Origin of the sequence: Gluconobacter sphaericus (assembly GCF_016757795.1) — a bacterium.
Classification (GTDB): domain Bacteria; phylum Pseudomonadota; class Alphaproteobacteria; order Acetobacterales; family Acetobacteraceae; genus Gluconobacter; species Gluconobacter sphaericus.
The window spans coordinates 2,623,825-2,638,866 of sequence record NZ_CP068419.1 but is presented as its reverse complement, the minus strand read 5'-3'; the positions used below and the strand labels follow the sequence as shown (position 1 = coordinate 2,638,866).

Annotated in this window: 11 protein-coding genes and 1 riboswitch; of the genes, 3 read left to right on the top strand and 8 right to left on the bottom strand. The window is 57.3% G+C overall.

The window, feature by feature from the left end:
* Positions 1-83 precede the first annotated feature (83 nt).
* Positions 84-220, bottom strand: a riboswitch (TPP riboswitch).
* A 4-nt stretch (positions 221-224) separates the two neighbouring features.
* A complete protein-coding gene (locus IGS75_RS12425; RefSeq protein WP_202257018.1) occupies positions 225-680 on the top strand; it encodes a hypothetical protein in 456 nt (151 codons plus the stop codon).
* A gap of 507 nt (positions 681-1,187) precedes the next feature.
* On the opposite strand, the gene IGS75_RS12420 is transcribed toward IGS75_RS12425, so the two are convergent.
* The 8 genes from IGS75_RS12420 to IGS75_RS12385 all read right to left on the bottom strand — a co-directional run bounded on the left by IGS75_RS12420 (position 1,188) and on the right by IGS75_RS12385 (position 10,826).
* Positions 1,188-2,012: an alpha/beta fold hydrolase gene (locus IGS75_RS12420; RefSeq protein WP_202257017.1), complete on the bottom strand. Its 825-nt coding sequence runs from the start codon at positions 2,010-2,012 to the stop codon at positions 1,188-1,190.
* Between the two features lie 28 nt (positions 2,013-2,040).
* Positions 2,041-2,676, bottom strand: coding sequence for an N-carbamoylsarcosine amidohydrolase (locus IGS75_RS12415; protein ID WP_141353752.1), 636 nt, complete (start codon positions 2,674-2,676; stop codon positions 2,041-2,043).
* Positions 2,676-3,713 (bottom strand): M29 family metallopeptidase, encoded by a 1,038-nt coding sequence (locus IGS75_RS12410; RefSeq protein WP_202257016.1) that lies wholly within the window; start codon positions 3,711-3,713, stop codon positions 2,676-2,678. The genes IGS75_RS12415 and IGS75_RS12410 overlap by 1 nt, the downstream gene beginning before the upstream one ends.
* Entirely contained in the window at positions 3,704-5,011 is a 1,308-nt protein-coding gene (locus IGS75_RS12405) for a solute carrier family 23 protein (protein ID WP_237468813.1), read from the bottom strand. The genes IGS75_RS12410 and IGS75_RS12405 overlap by 10 nt, the downstream gene beginning before the upstream one ends.
* Positions 5,012-5,013: 2 nt before the next feature.
* Positions 5,014-8,604 (bottom strand): molybdopterin cofactor-binding domain-containing protein, encoded by a 3,591-nt coding sequence (locus tag IGS75_RS12400; RefSeq protein ID WP_202257015.1) that lies wholly within the window; start codon positions 8,602-8,604, stop codon positions 5,014-5,016.
* A 2-nt stretch (positions 8,605-8,606) separates the two neighbouring features.
* Entirely contained in the window at positions 8,607-9,083 is a 477-nt protein-coding gene (locus IGS75_RS12395) for a (2Fe-2S)-binding protein (protein WP_202257014.1), read from the bottom strand.
* A 19-nt stretch (positions 9,084-9,102) separates the two neighbouring features.
* Positions 9,103-10,230, bottom strand: coding sequence for an FAD-dependent monooxygenase (locus IGS75_RS12390; RefSeq protein ID WP_202258592.1), 1,128 nt, complete (start codon positions 10,228-10,230; stop codon positions 9,103-9,105).
* A gap of 158 nt (positions 10,231-10,388) precedes the next feature.
* Positions 10,389-10,826: a MarR family winged helix-turn-helix transcriptional regulator gene (locus IGS75_RS12385; protein WP_228123978.1), complete on the bottom strand. Its 438-nt coding sequence runs from the start codon at positions 10,824-10,826 to the stop codon at positions 10,389-10,391.
* Positions 10,827-11,424: 598 nt separating this feature from the next.
* Here IGS75_RS12385 and IGS75_RS12380 point away from each other — a divergent pair.
* Positions 11,425-13,599 (top strand): TonB-dependent receptor, encoded by a 2,175-nt coding sequence (locus IGS75_RS12380; protein ID WP_167495536.1) that lies wholly within the window; start codon positions 11,425-11,427, stop codon positions 13,597-13,599.
* A gap of 83 nt (positions 13,600-13,682) precedes the next feature.
* Positions 13,683-15,041 carry an MFS transporter gene (locus IGS75_RS12375; RefSeq protein WP_141353742.1) on the top strand — a complete coding sequence of 453 codons (1,359 nt, stop codon included), beginning with the start codon at positions 13,683-13,685 and terminating at the stop codon, positions 15,039-15,041.
* Position 15,042 lies beyond the last annotated feature (1 nt).

The window sequence follows — 15,042 nt, the reverse complement described above, 5'->3', positions numbered from 1 at the left end:
AAAGGGAGCCGCCGTCCCTTGTGCACATAGACACAAACAGGGCCGGATCGGCCCGATAGGAGCACTCCCATACGATTATGGAAATGTGATTCCCTCGGTCTTCCTACGCCAGTATCAACTGGGTCAGGTTCAAAGGGTCGCTTCACCGCTGAAGCCGGTTTTCCCGACAACACCAATCAGCCTCTCAGTCCCTTAAGGCGGGACTCCCCTGACAAGCCTTTATCGTGATGAAGAAATGCACAAAGATCAACCAGAAAAATATTCTAGCTTTATGGATAAAGGAAATTCATTATATATTCGAAATGATATTGGCGAAGCCAGAGTATAATTTATTGGTTTTTTGGGTGGCTATGCGCCGTCGGGTTACGGCTGCGCTGTATCGTAGCCCCATGGTGCTGGATGCTCCGATCACTGGCCACAGTTCTCAGAGCTATGTCGATTGCGTGGTGATACCCGATCTGCGGCCAGGCGACATTGTCATCATGGAGAATCTCGGCTCTCACAAAGGTCCCGGCGTTCAGGCCGCGATCGAAGCAGCAGATGCCGACTGTGCGCTATTTCACGCCTTACAGCCCGAACTGCAACCCCATCGAGAAGGCCTTCTTCGAACTCAAGGCCCATCCCCGCAAAAATCGCAGAACGTACACGCGATATCTTGTGAGACAGGATCAGCATACTGATCGATCAGATCTCACCTGAAAAATGCGCAAAGCGCTTCATAGCGATTGGATGTGAACCAGATTAAGAAAAAAGCATCTCTGATGCCGGAACAAACCCAAGATATTCAAGGTTTCGGTCCCCTGTTGCGTATGATCTCTGACAGGATCAAGGTGTCCTTGGCCAACAGAAGTTACGATGCAGACCTCGTTCGCGAGAAACTTTTCGAAGTCCGCATCGAAGCCATCATCGCGAACAGAAGGAACAGTCGCGCCCCTGCCCCTCATGATAGAGACAAATCTCGCTAGCGTCAGCTTATCGGGCGACCTCTTCAATGAACTCAGGAACCGGAGGCGCATCGCTACCTGATATGACAAAACCAAGAAGCCATATCCCAGTTTCATTAACCTCGTTTCAGCACTCCAATGGATACCCTTTGCCCACCGACGCTATGTCTCTGTTTGGTTCTGTCATGGTGTACGCAAAACATCCTCTCGTGTCGTCAGCCCAATTGGGCCAAACGATATTTTTTATAAATCTCTCGCAGAATTATTTGATGTTTGTGAATAAGATAACACTTTGAAAAAACCATCAAAATTATCCCACGGAATCATGTGTCCTGCATCCGGAACAGTAGCAATGGCAATCGCAGGATTTAATTGTAGGATTTCTTCGACATCCTCCTGCTGAATTACCCCTCCCCGCGTTGCCACAACAAGAGTGGCAGGAGTTTTAAGATGGGGCAGATCCTGATGGATGTCTTCCGTGTGGAATTTTTCGAATGTGATCCGGGTTGCCAGCTCATCGCATGTATGTAGCCATTGCGCCCGCAAAGTGCACTGCTCATCCGTCCAGGTCGGGCAGAAACGCTTCATGTCCGCTCCGCTCATACCCTTGCGCGCCAGACGAATGGATTCCGTGTACCAGTCGAGCTTGGCGGGGTAAGCACGGCGGCCCGGCCCACTAACGGGCGGGTCGATCAGCGTTAGATGCGCCAGTCCCGCATCATTGTGACGGGCCGTGCGGATCGCAATCCGCGCGCCCATGGAGTGCCCCATCAGAACCACGTCCTTCAGGCCCAGCGTGTCAACGAACCCACGGACATCCGCTGCATAGGTATCGAGGTCATAATCCAGATCCGGACCGGTCGAGGACAGGCCGCGCCCGCGCACATCCAGCACATAGACATCATGCGTCTCGGCCAGACGCTCCGCCACGAATCCCCAAGTGATGGCCGGACTGGTAATGCCGGGCACCAGTACCAGCGGCGTGCCCTTGCCGCCGTAACGCAGATAATGCTGCCTGATGCCGTTAGCATGGACATTCGCACCGTAAAGCAGGCGTGTTTGCGTCATGAAATAGTCCTTCTTACAAATCTTGATATCAGGCGTTGGGAAGACGGGACAACAGGGTGTCGAGGTCCATGACGTCCCCACATTTCTGCGCCATGTCGAACAGATTGGCCTCATGCGGTCCGATGGCGCGGTCCCCCACACAGTCGGAGACGATCACCGGACGGAACCCGTATTGCATTGCATCCAGCACGCTCGCCCGAACACATCCGGATGTTACGCATCCGGCGACAACAACGGTCTGCACACCGTGCGTCACCAACCAGGAGGCCAGCGGCGTGCCCGCAAATGCCGACGGCACCGTCTTGCGGACCACATATTCGCCCGGCTCCGGCGCCAGTTCATCCACGATGGCAGACGCGGGATTACTTTCCGTCAACCCCAGCATCGTCGGCACCTTCAACGAAAAGATGTTCGCATCTGCACCATCATCTGCAAACACGATCCGTGTATGTGCCACTTTCCAGCCCAGACGCCGCGCCGTTGCCAGTAGCGTTTTCGTCCGCTCGATCGCTTCGGGAATATTGCCGCCGCCAAAGGCTTCCGGATCGGCAAACCCGTTGACGAAATCAACGATCAGCAGCGCAATACGCCCCGTCATGCCCATTTCGTTTCCGAAACCCTGTTTTTTGTAGCGGTCCTCGTCGCGGTTATCCTGCGTGCTCATCATGTGTTCTCCACAAGCCTGCCGTCTTTCACGACCGGCACATCATCAAGCGTGACCGTGCAGCCTCGCATTGGAATATCGATATGGCACGCCGTATCACGCGTGCCGCCCGCTTCATTGTTGGGTCCCGTGGACCATAAGAAGTTCCCAGAACAGGCGCGTGAATCCATACCGATGCTGGCTTCACGGTCATAGAACCCCATGACTGACCAGTGCGCCCTGTCCTGCATCCCCCAGCCGATATGCGACACTGCATAGACTTCCGGATCGTTAAAACTTTCCATGTAGTCCCGCAGATGGTCGGCCTCGTAACCGCCCTCGATGGCTCGGACGAAGCCTTTTTCTAGGTGGCAGGTGATGGGCGCCGTCACATAGGATTTCTGCGGCAGAAGAATGTCTCCCGGCGCCAGAACGATCTTTCCTTCTGCCGAACCTTCATTGGACCATGTCGCTAGAAAACCGCTCGGCCAGTGGTCCCAGCGGCCTGGTGCGTCCACAAAACCATATTCCTCCAGCATTGGATAATCGCCCAGCGCAAAGGACGCATCCGTCCCCGCCGCCGACGTCACCCGCATGACCTTCGCCGCCTGAAGTTTTTTCGACGCTGCCAGAACGCGCTCGCGGTCTTCCATCGTCGGCGTCATCCGCACCAGAACCTCGGGTGGCTCCACAGCCAGCAGGATACGGCCACCCGCTGCGAGGATTTCATGCTGTTCGGCCGAGAACAGCAGCGTCATCAGATCCAGCACCAGATCGCTGGCCTTGAGCATCTCGACTGCCGCCCGGTTGTTCGTCAATGGCGTGGTGCCGACAAAGGCCAGAGGATCACGCGAGAAGGACAGCGCACCGTTCGTCGGCTGAAGATCCAGCCGGTTCGCAATCGCTCCCTTTTCCCGCACGGCCAGAACCGCACAACGCAGGGTCTGCTCATTGCTGCCCAGGGATGTTAGCAGCGTTACGGTCTGCCCCGCCTCCAGGCGGCACAGTGTCAGCACCTGCCGCCAGGCCTGTACCAGTTCAAAATCACTTACGGGCATGAAGGTGGCTCCTTGGACTCCGATCCTGTTCTCAGGATCTGGTTGAGGCCGATAGCGGCGATTGTGGCGGTCGCAATACCGCCCAGCGTCACGCTGCCGATGGTGAAAGTGAGGTCTCCCGCTCCTGCCACGAGGGCCACACCAACGGGAAACAGCGTTGAGGCACGGGAGAAATCGACGCGATTATCCACCCAGACGCGTACCATTGTGGCCGCAATCAGACCAAAAAGCCCGACCGATAGCCCGCTCAGCACAGGTTCCGGAATAGCCCGCAGCAGCGCGCCGAAAAACGGCGAAAACCCAAGCAGAATGGCAAACAGTCCAGCCACAGCGAAGGTCAGCGTCGAATAAACCCGCGAAAGCGCCATGACGCCGATATTCTCGACATAGGTGGTCACACCCGTGCCCCCAAGGCTGGCCGCCAGCATCGTCGCCAGACCGTCCCCGAGGAACGCACGCCCCGTCAAATGATCCAGTGGTCGCCCCGTCATGGCCCCAATTGCCTTGAGATGCCCAAGATTTTCCGCCACCAGAACCAGCGCCACGGGGGCCAGAAGAATGGCTGCGTGGCCGGTAAAGCGGGGTGCTGTCAGATGTGGTATCCCGATCAGCGGGGCGGATAGTACTTCGGAGAAGTTCATCGGCGACGCCAGATTCAGCCCGTTCGCCACGATCACATACAGCACTGTGGATGCAATTAGGGAAAGCAGGATCGACAGCCGCCGCAGATACGGACCGCCATAGACCGCCAGCAGCGCCGTACACAGCAGCGCAAAAATTCCGCAGGCCGTCCCGGCCCCACCATGCCCAAGTCCGCGAGACGCCACAGGCGCCAGATTGAGCCCGATCGCTGCGCCAATTGCCCCGGTGACGGACGGTGGCATTAATCGTTCAATCCACCCTGAACCCGTAATCCGGACCAGAACTCCGATCAGCGCGTACAACACGCCCGCGACGAAAATTCCGCCACAAGCCAGAGCAATATCGGGGTTCGGGCCGTGCCCGGAATATCCGGTCAGAGCCACGACGAGCGCGATGAAGGAAAAGCTTGATCCCAAATAGCTCGGAATGCGTCCCCCGGTAATGAAGAAGAATAGGATCGTTCCCAGTCCGGAGCACAGGATTGCCACATTAGGGTCAAACCCCATGAGCAGCGGCCCCACTACGGTCGATCCCGTCATCGCGAGAACATGCTGGCCACCAAGGAGGGTTGTCTGCCCCACACCCGGATGTTCATCCGGCGCGATCATGTCCGTCCGTTGTGCCCGACGCCAAACTGGAAGCCAGCGTTCACTCATGCTTAATGTCCTCCATTCGTACGGAGCCGGGCCACATGGCCTTCCAGATCCGTCCATTCGGGACGACCGGGGGCCATTGTCCGCCGCAAATATGCAGCAAGTTCGGCGATCTGCCGGTCAGACAAGATATCCCCAAACGCGGGCATCGTGGTCGCCTGCGCATAGGCCGGTGCTGACACGCCCTTGAGTATGACATGTATGAGATTACTTGGGCTGTCTGCCTGGATATTGCTGTTCAGCGCAAGCTGGGGACGCGCACCGAACAGATGCGCGCCTTCGCCTTCATGGCAACTCGCACAGCTTCCGTTATAGATCCGCGAGCCCTCGCCCCGGTCCAGCGCCTGCAGCCCGCGCGCGCGCTCCAGCACCGCATCCCGGCGCGCCGCCACACCTTCAACGGTATTCCTGCGATCAAAAGACGCGATGTAATGCGCAATCGCCCGCACATCCGCATCCGGCAGGACTGCCATGGAATGGACGACCGGCGCCATCGGCCCACCCGCGGGACCATGGGCCGGGCTGAACCCGGTCCGCAGATAGGCGTACAAATCGTCCTCACTCCAGGGCAACGGCGACTGCGACAGCGTGCTCAGCGCAGGTGCCGACCATCCCTCGGCCTCGCCTCCGGCCAGATACGCATTTTTCCAGCGCTCGGCCCCCAGCGCATTGCGCGGCGTATGACAGGCCGAGCAGTGCCCAAACCCTTCCGCCAGATAGGCGCCACGGTTCCACTGTTCGGACTGTGCAGGATCGGGCGTAAACGGCGCAGGATCATGGAACAGCATATTCCACCCCGCCATCGAGAAGCGCATGTTGTACGGAAACTTCAGCGCCGTCTTCGGTACCGCATTGCGCACCGGTTTCTGCGACATCAGATAGGCATACAGATCCCGCAGATCGGCACCGCTCGTCTTTGCAAATGCCGTATAGGGAAACGCCGGATAGAGCTGCCGCCCGTCCCGGCTGATGCCATGACGCATTGCACGCTCGAACGCTTCGTAGGACCAGGCCCCAAGCCCGGTATCCACATCCGGCGTGAGATTGGTGGAATAGATGATCCCGAATGGCGTCTCCAGCGGGAATGCCCCCGCATTCGTCACCCCACCCGGCGCCGTGTGACAGACCGCACAATCCCCCGCGGCCGCAACCTTCTCGCCCCGTGCAATCGCAGCATCGGAAAACAGCCCGGCTTCCGGCGGTGAGACCGGCGCAATCGCCGACCGCCAGGGCATGACCGTCGCCATCAGACCGCCCACCGTCGCAAAAGCCGCTGCAAATGCCCCGCGACGCAGCTTTGCGCCCAGCGTCGTCCGTGCCATCGCCGGACGTATTTCCGGCCCCGTCACACCCAGTGCAGCCAGTGGTCGCACCGCTTCCGTCGTCAGCGGGCCCAGTGCCTCATCCAGCCGTGCTTTAACCTTTTCCGGCGTGAATGGCACATCGCGAAAACGCACGCCCGTGGCGGCATAAAGCGCATTGGCAATCGCCGCCGCACTCGGCACTGATGCGGACTCTCCCGCCCCCAGAGGCGGCTGGTCCTGCCGCTCCATCAGAACGGGTTCGATTGCCGGAAGCTCCGGGAAGGTCAGGATCGGATATCCGCCCCAGTCCTTGCTCTCCACGCCCTTTTCGTCGAACTGAACCTCTTCGCGCAGGATCCGGCTCGTGGACTGGATGACATTGCCCTGAAGCTGATGGCGCACCCCGGCCGGGTTCACCATCATGCCTGCATCCTGGCCAACCACCGCCCGCGTGACACTCACCACGCCGGACTGACGGTCCACCTCCACATCTGCAACCCAGGCCGACCACGCCGCCGCCGTGCCGGGAAATGTCCCATGCACATACTGCGCATAGGCCAGTCCCCGCCCCTTCAGCACGCGGGCCTGCGGATCAACCTCGACCGGGCCGGCCCGATATGTCCACCCGGCCCGATCCGCCGTCGCCTTCAGAAGTTCGCAAGCCCGCTGGTCCGGCAGATGCTCCAGACGATATTCCAGCGGATCAGCCCCAGCTTCCGCCGCCAGCTCGTCAATATAGCTGTCATGCGCAAAACTGTTCGGAAGCGCAGAAACGCCCCGAAACCAGGACGCCCGCGCAATCGGCGGCATGTCCTGAACCGTCACCCGCGCGTTGGGATAATCATAGGGCGGAACAGACGTCCGATCCCCCATCTGCGCCACAGACGGCACGTCTGCCGGAACCACCCCCGTCAGCACCAACGCCAGCAATGGCGAGACATTGGACGGATAACTGGTGTCCAGATCATACGCGACGGGTTGTCCGGACGCATCAATTCCGCCCCGGATCCGCACGAGCTGTGCCGCACCTTTCGGCTCCCAGACGTGCTCCTGCTCGCGCGAAAGCTGTACCCGTACCGGCCGGCCCACCGCGCGCGACAGCAGGGCCGCGTCGCCGCCCACATCATCTGCGCAGTTACGCCCATAGCACCCGGCGGCCTCATGCCGGATGACCTGGATATCCGCCGTAGACAGGCCCATCAGCAGCGCCAGATCCGCGCGCAGCATGTGCGGGTTCTGCGTCCCGGACCAGACTTTCAGCTTTCCATCCTGCCAGTCCGCCACTGAACAGGACGGACCGATGGAGCCATGCATCTGGTACGGCCAGAAATATTCCCGCTCCAAAACAGTCTTCGCACCTGCCAGACCGTCTTCAAACGTGCCACGATCCAGCACAACGCGCGGCGTTGCAGGGTTATCCCGCACGGCCTCGACTGGATCGGTCAGATCCGGCAGTGCGACAGGCGCCCACTTGACCTGCAATGCTTCTGCGGCGGCCGCAGCCTGCTCTTCGCGCTCGGCCACTACACCTACGAAATCGCCGATCACGACCACATCCACCACACCTGGAAGATGCGTCACAGACTCCCGATCAACCGAAAGCAGCGCCCGTCCGACATACGGTCCGTGATCGTAACCCTCATAAGGCGGCCGCACGACGCGCCCATGCAGCATCCCATCCACACGGACGTCATGCACATAAACCGCCCGGCCCGTCACCTTGTCCGGAATATCGACGCGTGGCATGTCACGCCCCACCAGACGATATTCTGACGTACTTTTCACCGCCGCTGTATCATTGAGCAGCACCCGCAGTTCCACGCCCTCGACCAGATCTCCGATCCGATAGACCCGGTTCGGCAAAGGTGGTTCACAGACCAGCTCACCCTCCCGCAGCGTTATGGTCCCAACCGCCCGACCTGTCAGTTCCGCTGCACGTTCCAGCAGGAGATGCCGCGCCTGCGCTGCTGCCCGGCGCAGCGGAATGGCCGTAACCTGAATGGTCTCGCTCGCAATCGTCGCGCCCTGATCGGGCGTGTCTTCGGTATGGCCCAGCACCATCCGCACCTGCGCCAGACGGGCATCAAGCTCTTCCGCCACAATCTGCGCCAGAGACGTCGCAATCCCCGTTCCAAGATCCACATGCCCGCAGAACGCCACGACCTGATCGTCAGCCGTGATGCGCAGGAAAATCTCGTCTTTGGGAATAAAGCCGCCCCGTGCCGCCAGTCCTTTCGGAGGCTGCGCAGGACGGAAAATGCTGAGGGAGCCCGTAGGGAGCGATGCCTGCATTATCAGGACTCTCCCTTCACAAGACCTGCCGCGATGCAGGCGGCCTTCATGATTTCAACATGAGTGCCACAGCGACACAGATTATATCGCAACGCCTCTTTCAGCGCTGCCTCGTCAGGATCGGGCACCGCATCCAGAAACGCCTTTACCGTCATGACCATTCCGTTCAGACAATATCCGCACTGAGCGGCCTGTGCCTTGATGAAAGCCTGCTGGACAGGATCAGTCCCATCAGGGGAAAGTCCCTCCAGCGTAACGACAGACGTGCACGCAGCGGCGGTTTCAACCCGAACCACGCAGCTGCGCGCGGCTTTACCATCCAGCAGTACGGTACAGGCTCCGCATTCTCCCAGTCCGCATCCGAATTTCGGGCCATTCAGACCAAGATCATTGCGCAGCACTGTCAGAAGTGATGTGCCAGGGGCAGCGTGAACCTGGCGCCGCTCCCCGTTCACCATCAGAAAGACGCTGTCCGTCATAGCGTCCCTCTCCTTCATGTCAGGATGTCAGTTTCAGGTTGTAGACATTATCGCCGTAGCACCAGTACGGATCTTCAGGCTGACGCAGCCACGTATTGGCGTTGGAAATACTCTGGACCTTGGTCGCACGCTCCTTGCGGGCCCCGTAATAGGCCTCGAACGTCGCATCCAGATCGGCAACACCGAGCTCGCTCAGACAGCGTGTCAGAACCGCTGCGTCCTCGACTGCCATGGCTGCCCCCTGTGCCATATGGGGCTTCATCGGATGACAGGAATCACCCAGAAGCACCACGCGGCCCTCATGCCATTTCGACAGCGGCTCACGCGTCTTGAGCGGCCATTTCGTCACGGTTTCCGCCGCATCGATATAGCCCTGAACCATCGGATGATAGTCCGCGAATGCTGCCTTGAACTCTTCACGCGTGGAAGGAAGCTGACCGGCCCGGCTGGTCCATTCTGCCGGCTCACCCGTTACAAGATAGAATTCCTCTTCCTTGCGATCGAGATAGTAACAGACGATATGGCGATCGGCCGTCCACCACTTGGCATTCACATCCGCACCCAGAGCCTTCGCCGCTGCACCGGGGATGATCGCTCGATGAGCAATCCAACCAGTATAAAGTGCCTCTTCCAGACCAAAGATTTTCTCACGTATTCGCGAATTAATCCCATCCGCCGCGATCAGGATATCGACTGTTTCGGTGGAACCATTCTCGAATTCCAGCGCAACATTCCTGCCGTTATCCGTGAAATCGACAAGCTTATGGCCCCATTTGATACGTTGTGTCTCAACGCAGTCAAGCATCGCCTGATGCAGATCACCACGATGAATGGTGATGTACGGCGCGCCATAACGCTCATGCTCGGCATTCAATGGAATCTTTGCAAGAACCGCACCGTCCGTTCCATTTCGACTGACCCAGTAGTCCGGGAGACAAGAGATTTCTTCAAGTTTTTTGTCCAGGCCATCCAGATGGGCAAGGATTTTCAGAACATTGGGGCCAAACTGAATACCTGCCCCCAACCGGGAGAAGCCGGGCGCCATATCATAAAGCGTTACGTCAAAGCCCTGGCGTTGCAAAAGCCCCGCCGCAGCTACGCCACCAAGACCCGCCCCCACAATACCGACCCGAACACCACCGAACATCTGATTGCCCTTCATGCTGTTAGCCATTGCGGAGCAAGAAAGCTCAACAATAATGGCGTACACGCTATATATGAATAATTCACAGTCCCATCGAGGCCGTCAAGGTTTTTATGACGATCCCGTTTCGTTTCTTGGTTGTGATCTATTTTCGCAAAATTTCAGTCTTCAAAAAACGCCAATTTCTTAAGAATATGTAGCGCGGCAATTCTCTCACACTCGTCAAGCGGCGCAAGCGTCCTCGCAGTTACATCGGCAGCGCTGGGAATCGTGCTCTCCACCAGAGCTAGCCCCTCCCCGGTCAGAGAGACGATCCGCTGTCTACGGTCGTTACGGTCCTGAACAATGCTCAGTAACCCCCTCTTGCGCAAACGCATGACGATGTCACGCAGAGTTGCGTGATCGATCCCGGTTGCCACACTAATCTGTACGAGAGGCGCTTTTTTTAAACGGTGAACAGTCACCATGGTCGCAAACTGCGCGGATGTCAGCCGATCATCTGGGATTTCACGCTGGAAAATAATCGTATGCCTTTGATAGGCGCGCCGGAGCAGGTGTCCGATCTGATTGCAAAGTTCATAATCTGCATCCTGTGACATCGGATTTTTCTCCATTGAAACCACCAAAGATTCTTACAGCCTCCGGGAGGATTGTATATCCAAATTTCCCGACTACCCGCTCCCTCTCATCAAGACAGGGCAATACATCATGCCGCATCCATAATGCGTCGGCCGACCACGTCCCTTCGCACACAATTCCGCACGACACCTCGCCATAATCAATAATGTACACACCACTATAATGCTTAAAGCCACGAAAATACGCAGGCAAAAAAAATAAGAAACAGTAGCTACAAACAATGTTTTTTCGCGGGTTATTTTTTTTGTTGCCGAATCGAATTGTCGTTTGTACGCTATAAATTACACAGTGACGTTTTCCGTCTATCCAGATGGCCACCCCATCCGACCCGTGTGAGGGCAAGGATTGATCTCAATGCGCATCGTCCCCCAAAACAAACTCGCTTTACGCCAGATGGCCCTGCTTTCGACAGTACTAGCCGTCATCCCTGCATGTGGATGGGCGGCAGAAAAACCTGAATATGTTCGCAAAGGAAAGACACATCCGCTTCACACGGTGTCTGCGTCCACTGCACCTGCTGCACGACACATTTTAGCCCGAACTGTGCAACCGGAACTCATGCAGGTCCAGGGACGACATGTCTCCCATGGCGCACAAACTGTCATTTCACAGCATGTTTTTGCAAACGCCGTAGCCGGAACATCCGTTATGAAAGCGTTGCAAAATGTACCAGGCGTGCTGTTCCAGTCGGATGATCCGCAGGGCGTCGATACGGGCGGCGTCAAACTCTATATCCACGGCTTTTCACAAAACCAGATTGGCTTCTCACTTGACGGTATTCCGCTGGGAGAGTCCGTCTACCGGAACTATAACGGCCTGAATGCCGTCGCCGCGCTATCGTCCGAAAACGTCGGCCATATGGAGATGTCACAGGGCGCTGGAGCTGTGGACATGCCCAGCACCAACGTGCTCGGCGGCGCCATCATGATTTCATCTTCGGACCCCAAGGACAAATTCGGCGGCACACTCGCCGCAACCGGTGGTAGTAACGCCACTACGCATGCTTTCATCCGCATCGACAGCGGCAAGCTGAATAGAACCGGGACTAAGTTTTACGTGTCCTATATGCGTAACGACACTAACTTGTGGAAAGGATATGGCTCCCAGTTCTTCCAACAGGCCAACCTGAAGCTGGTGCAGCCGATCCGTAATGAAAGCAGCGTCTCGCTTCTGTTCGACTGGGCGGACGTACAGCAGTTCAACTACCAGTCAGAAACACTGGAAACAGTCCAGAAGCTCGGATACGGTGTCTCCAATTATTACCCGAACTATCGCTTGGCTTATGAAGCTGCACAAGGGATCTATTCCCACGGGGAGGACAAAACCAGTGACCCGAAGGATGTGGCCTATTACGCCGGAACCACGGAGTCTCGCGACCTGTTGGGAGGGCTGAATTTTCATCTGAAGCTGGCAGATCATCTGCGGTGGGATTCCGTGGTGTACGGCCATAACCAAAAGGCTAATACCCAGTGGTCTGACCCCTGGATGGCCTCGGCAAACGGCGCGCCCCTTTCCGAAATTGTCAAACAGCCCGATATACAGCGCTTTGGCCTGACGTCGAGCATGACATATAATATTGGCAAACACGAAATTCATGGCGGCATCTGGTACGAGAACAACAAGTATGTCTCGAATATGTTCGCCTATAACGACCCGCTCTTAGCGAGTGGGCAAACGCTGACCCCCAATCCATTCCGCAAATGGTCCGATCCTTTTGCGAAGCTCTGGGGACAGACCTACAATACAAACACGATGCAGACCTATATCGAAGACACGTGGCGTCCAGTTAAAAACCTGTCGCTCCACGCTGGTTTCAAATCAATGCTGAGCACAACACATGTGGGCCAGACAGGAAATTATGAACCCTATACTGGTACCAATGCGCTCGCTGGCGGCGTGGGACTGACGACATTCGGAGCCTTCCTGCCTCATTTCAGTGGGGACTGGCATTTCCTTACGCATCATGAGCTATATTTCGATATCGCCAAGAATATGCGTGCCTACCCGGAGAGCGGCTATCATCTGTCAGCATCGCCGTTTGCCGTCTCCCAGGAAGCCTTCAACCTGTCACGCAGCTCCGTTAAGCCCGAGACCAGCTGGGCCTATTCAGTCGGTTACCGCTTTACGCAGCGTCGCGTGGACTTTTCGCTCAGCGCCTATCGCGTGAATTTCTCGAACCGTCTGGGCGCGCTGGTTCAGGGCAGCCAGACAAACCCTCAGACGACGGTCCTGAACCTCGGTGGCGTAACGATGAACGGCGTGGATGCTGGCCTGACGCTGCGTCCGCTGCGTGGTCTCTCGATCTTCAACTCGATCAGCTACAACCACTCAACATACGACAACAACATCAGTCAGCAGGGCACGACCTATGCCACCAAGGGCAAGCACGTCGTGAACTATCCGGACCTGATGTACAAGGCTACTGCTGAATACACGTACAAGAAGGCCAGTTTCAACATCGACGCCCTCTACACCAGCAGCCGTCCGTTCAGCTACACGAACGACACATCGCTACCCTCCTACTGGCTGGTTAATTTTGGAGCGCGTTATAATTTTGGTCGCATCGGACGCCTGAAAAACCTGACAGCATCGTTTAACGTCACCAACCTGACAGGATCCCGCTACCTGATCATGACCGGTGATGACGGCGGAAATCCGCTTTCAGGCGATTACCAGTCTCTGGTCGTCGGCGCACCGCGCCAGTTCTTTGGCGGGGTAAAGGCAGACTTCTAAAAACCTTTCTGGACCGGACCTTTATCCTAGCGCTGCTTTTCTGGAATAAGGAAAAGCAGCCACGACCTCAACCGGATGACTGCATGAACGGTAAGACGAACAACCAGCGCCCCGCCCTATGGGAGCGGATGAGCTTCGGCTTTGGCGATCTGGCCGGAAATTCCCTGTTTGGCATCACCGGTGCCTACCTCATCTATTACTACACCAATGTTGACGGCATCTCTGCTTCTGCCGTTGCTCTGTTAATGTTGCTGGCGCGTGTGGTCGATAGTGTCGTGGACCCGCTCATCGGATATATGATCGACCACCGCATCCTTTTCGGCGGGCGCGTTCGGCCATACTTAAAATGGTTTTCCCTGCCGCTCGGCTTTCTGACCTTCTGCTGCTTCCTTCCGCTCCCACTAGGATCAAACGGGCGCCTTGCCTGGGCTTATGCTACTTATCTCGTGATGGGTGTCCTCTTCTCGCTCGTTATCGTGCCGTACGGCCTTCTGCCGAATGTCATGACACGCAACCGCGAAGACCGTCTTTCCTTGGCCACCTTCCGTATGATGGGTGCAACGCTTGCGACCTTTCTGGTGGGCTCATCTATTCTGCCCATGGTGCATATCTTCGGCGGCGGCAACGAAAAACTTGGATATCCGCTGGCAATGGCCGTCGCGGGGGCTGTAGGCGGCGGATTGGCGCTCATTCCTTTCTTTACCTGCCGGGAACGTCATGCGCTTGAAGCGAATAACAGCCCGGTACTGATTCTCCTGGGCTCTCTGTTCCGCAATCGAGCATGGGTGATCGTGACGCTCGTGCTGAGCCTGTTCTACATCAACCTGACGGCATTCTACGGCCTTTCACTTTATTACGCGACGGAAGTCCTGCATCGCCCACAATATTTTGGCGGACTGCTTATCTCGATGATGGGCGCCAGCAAGGTTTTCGGCGTGACGTGTTCGCCCTGGCTTGCACGTTGTGTAGGACAGAAGCTGACGATTATCCTGCCCTATATCCTCTCTGCCGTCGGCTTGGCACTGTTCGCGTATGGCCCGAATAATGCTGCCTATCTGATCGCCACCTTTGGTGTAATCTGCTTTTTTCAAGGCATGACTCTTCCTGTATTCTACGCCATGGTCGCAGATTCCATCGACTACGGCACGGCCGTCACAGGCGTTCGTGCATCCGGCATGGCCTATTCAGTCAACAGCTTTGCAGGAAAGGTCGCTTGGGCCATCGGTGGTTCGCTGTCTGCCGCAATTCTGGCCTGGGGCGGCTATGTCCCCCACGGCGCCACCCAGACGCAGACTGCCCGAGACTTCATCACCTTCGGCTTTCTGGGTGTCCCTGCCTGCGTCGCCCTGCTTTCGGTGCTGATTATCATGCTTTACCCGTCCGAAATTGAAATAACGCGCACGCTCCAGCCGGAAGCCCCGGTTGAACCGCAGGGGCTCTGAC

Excerpts from the sequence above, each read along its gene's own strand:
- IGS75_RS12420 (WP_202257017.1), bottom strand. The coding sequence starts at position 2,012 with ATGACGCAAACACGCCTGCTTTACGGTGCGAATGTCCATGCTAACGGC.
- IGS75_RS12415 (WP_141353752.1), bottom strand. The coding sequence starts at position 2,676 with ATGAGCACGCAGGATAACCGCGACGAGGACCGCTACAAAAAACAGGGT.
- IGS75_RS12410 (WP_202257016.1), bottom strand. The coding sequence starts at position 3,713 with ATGCCCGTAAGTGATTTTGAACTGGTACAGGCCTGGCGGCAGGTGCTG.
- IGS75_RS12405 (WP_237468813.1), bottom strand. The coding sequence starts at position 5,011 with ATGAGTGAACGCTGGCTTCCAGTTTGGCGTCGGGCACAACGGACGGAC.
- IGS75_RS12400 (WP_202257015.1), bottom strand. The coding sequence starts at position 8,604 with ATGCAGGCATCGCTCCCTACGGGCTCCCTCAGCATTTTCCGTCCTGCG.
- IGS75_RS12395 (WP_202257014.1), bottom strand. The coding sequence starts at position 9,083 with ATGACGGACAGCGTCTTTCTGATGGTGAACGGGGAGCGGCGCCAGGTT.
- IGS75_RS12390 (WP_202258592.1), bottom strand. The coding sequence starts at position 10,230 with ATGTTCGGTGGTGTTCGGGTCGGTATTGTGGGGGCGGGTCTTGGTGGC.
- IGS75_RS12385 (WP_228123978.1), bottom strand. The coding sequence starts at position 10,826 with ATGTCACAGGATGCAGATTATGAACTTTGCAATCAGATCGGACACCTG.
- IGS75_RS12380 (WP_167495536.1), top strand. The coding sequence starts at position 11,425 with ATGCAGGTCCAGGGACGACATGTCTCCCATGGCGCACAAACTGTCATT.
- IGS75_RS12375 (WP_141353742.1), top strand. The coding sequence starts at position 13,683 with ATGAACGGTAAGACGAACAACCAGCGCCCCGCCCTATGGGAGCGGATG.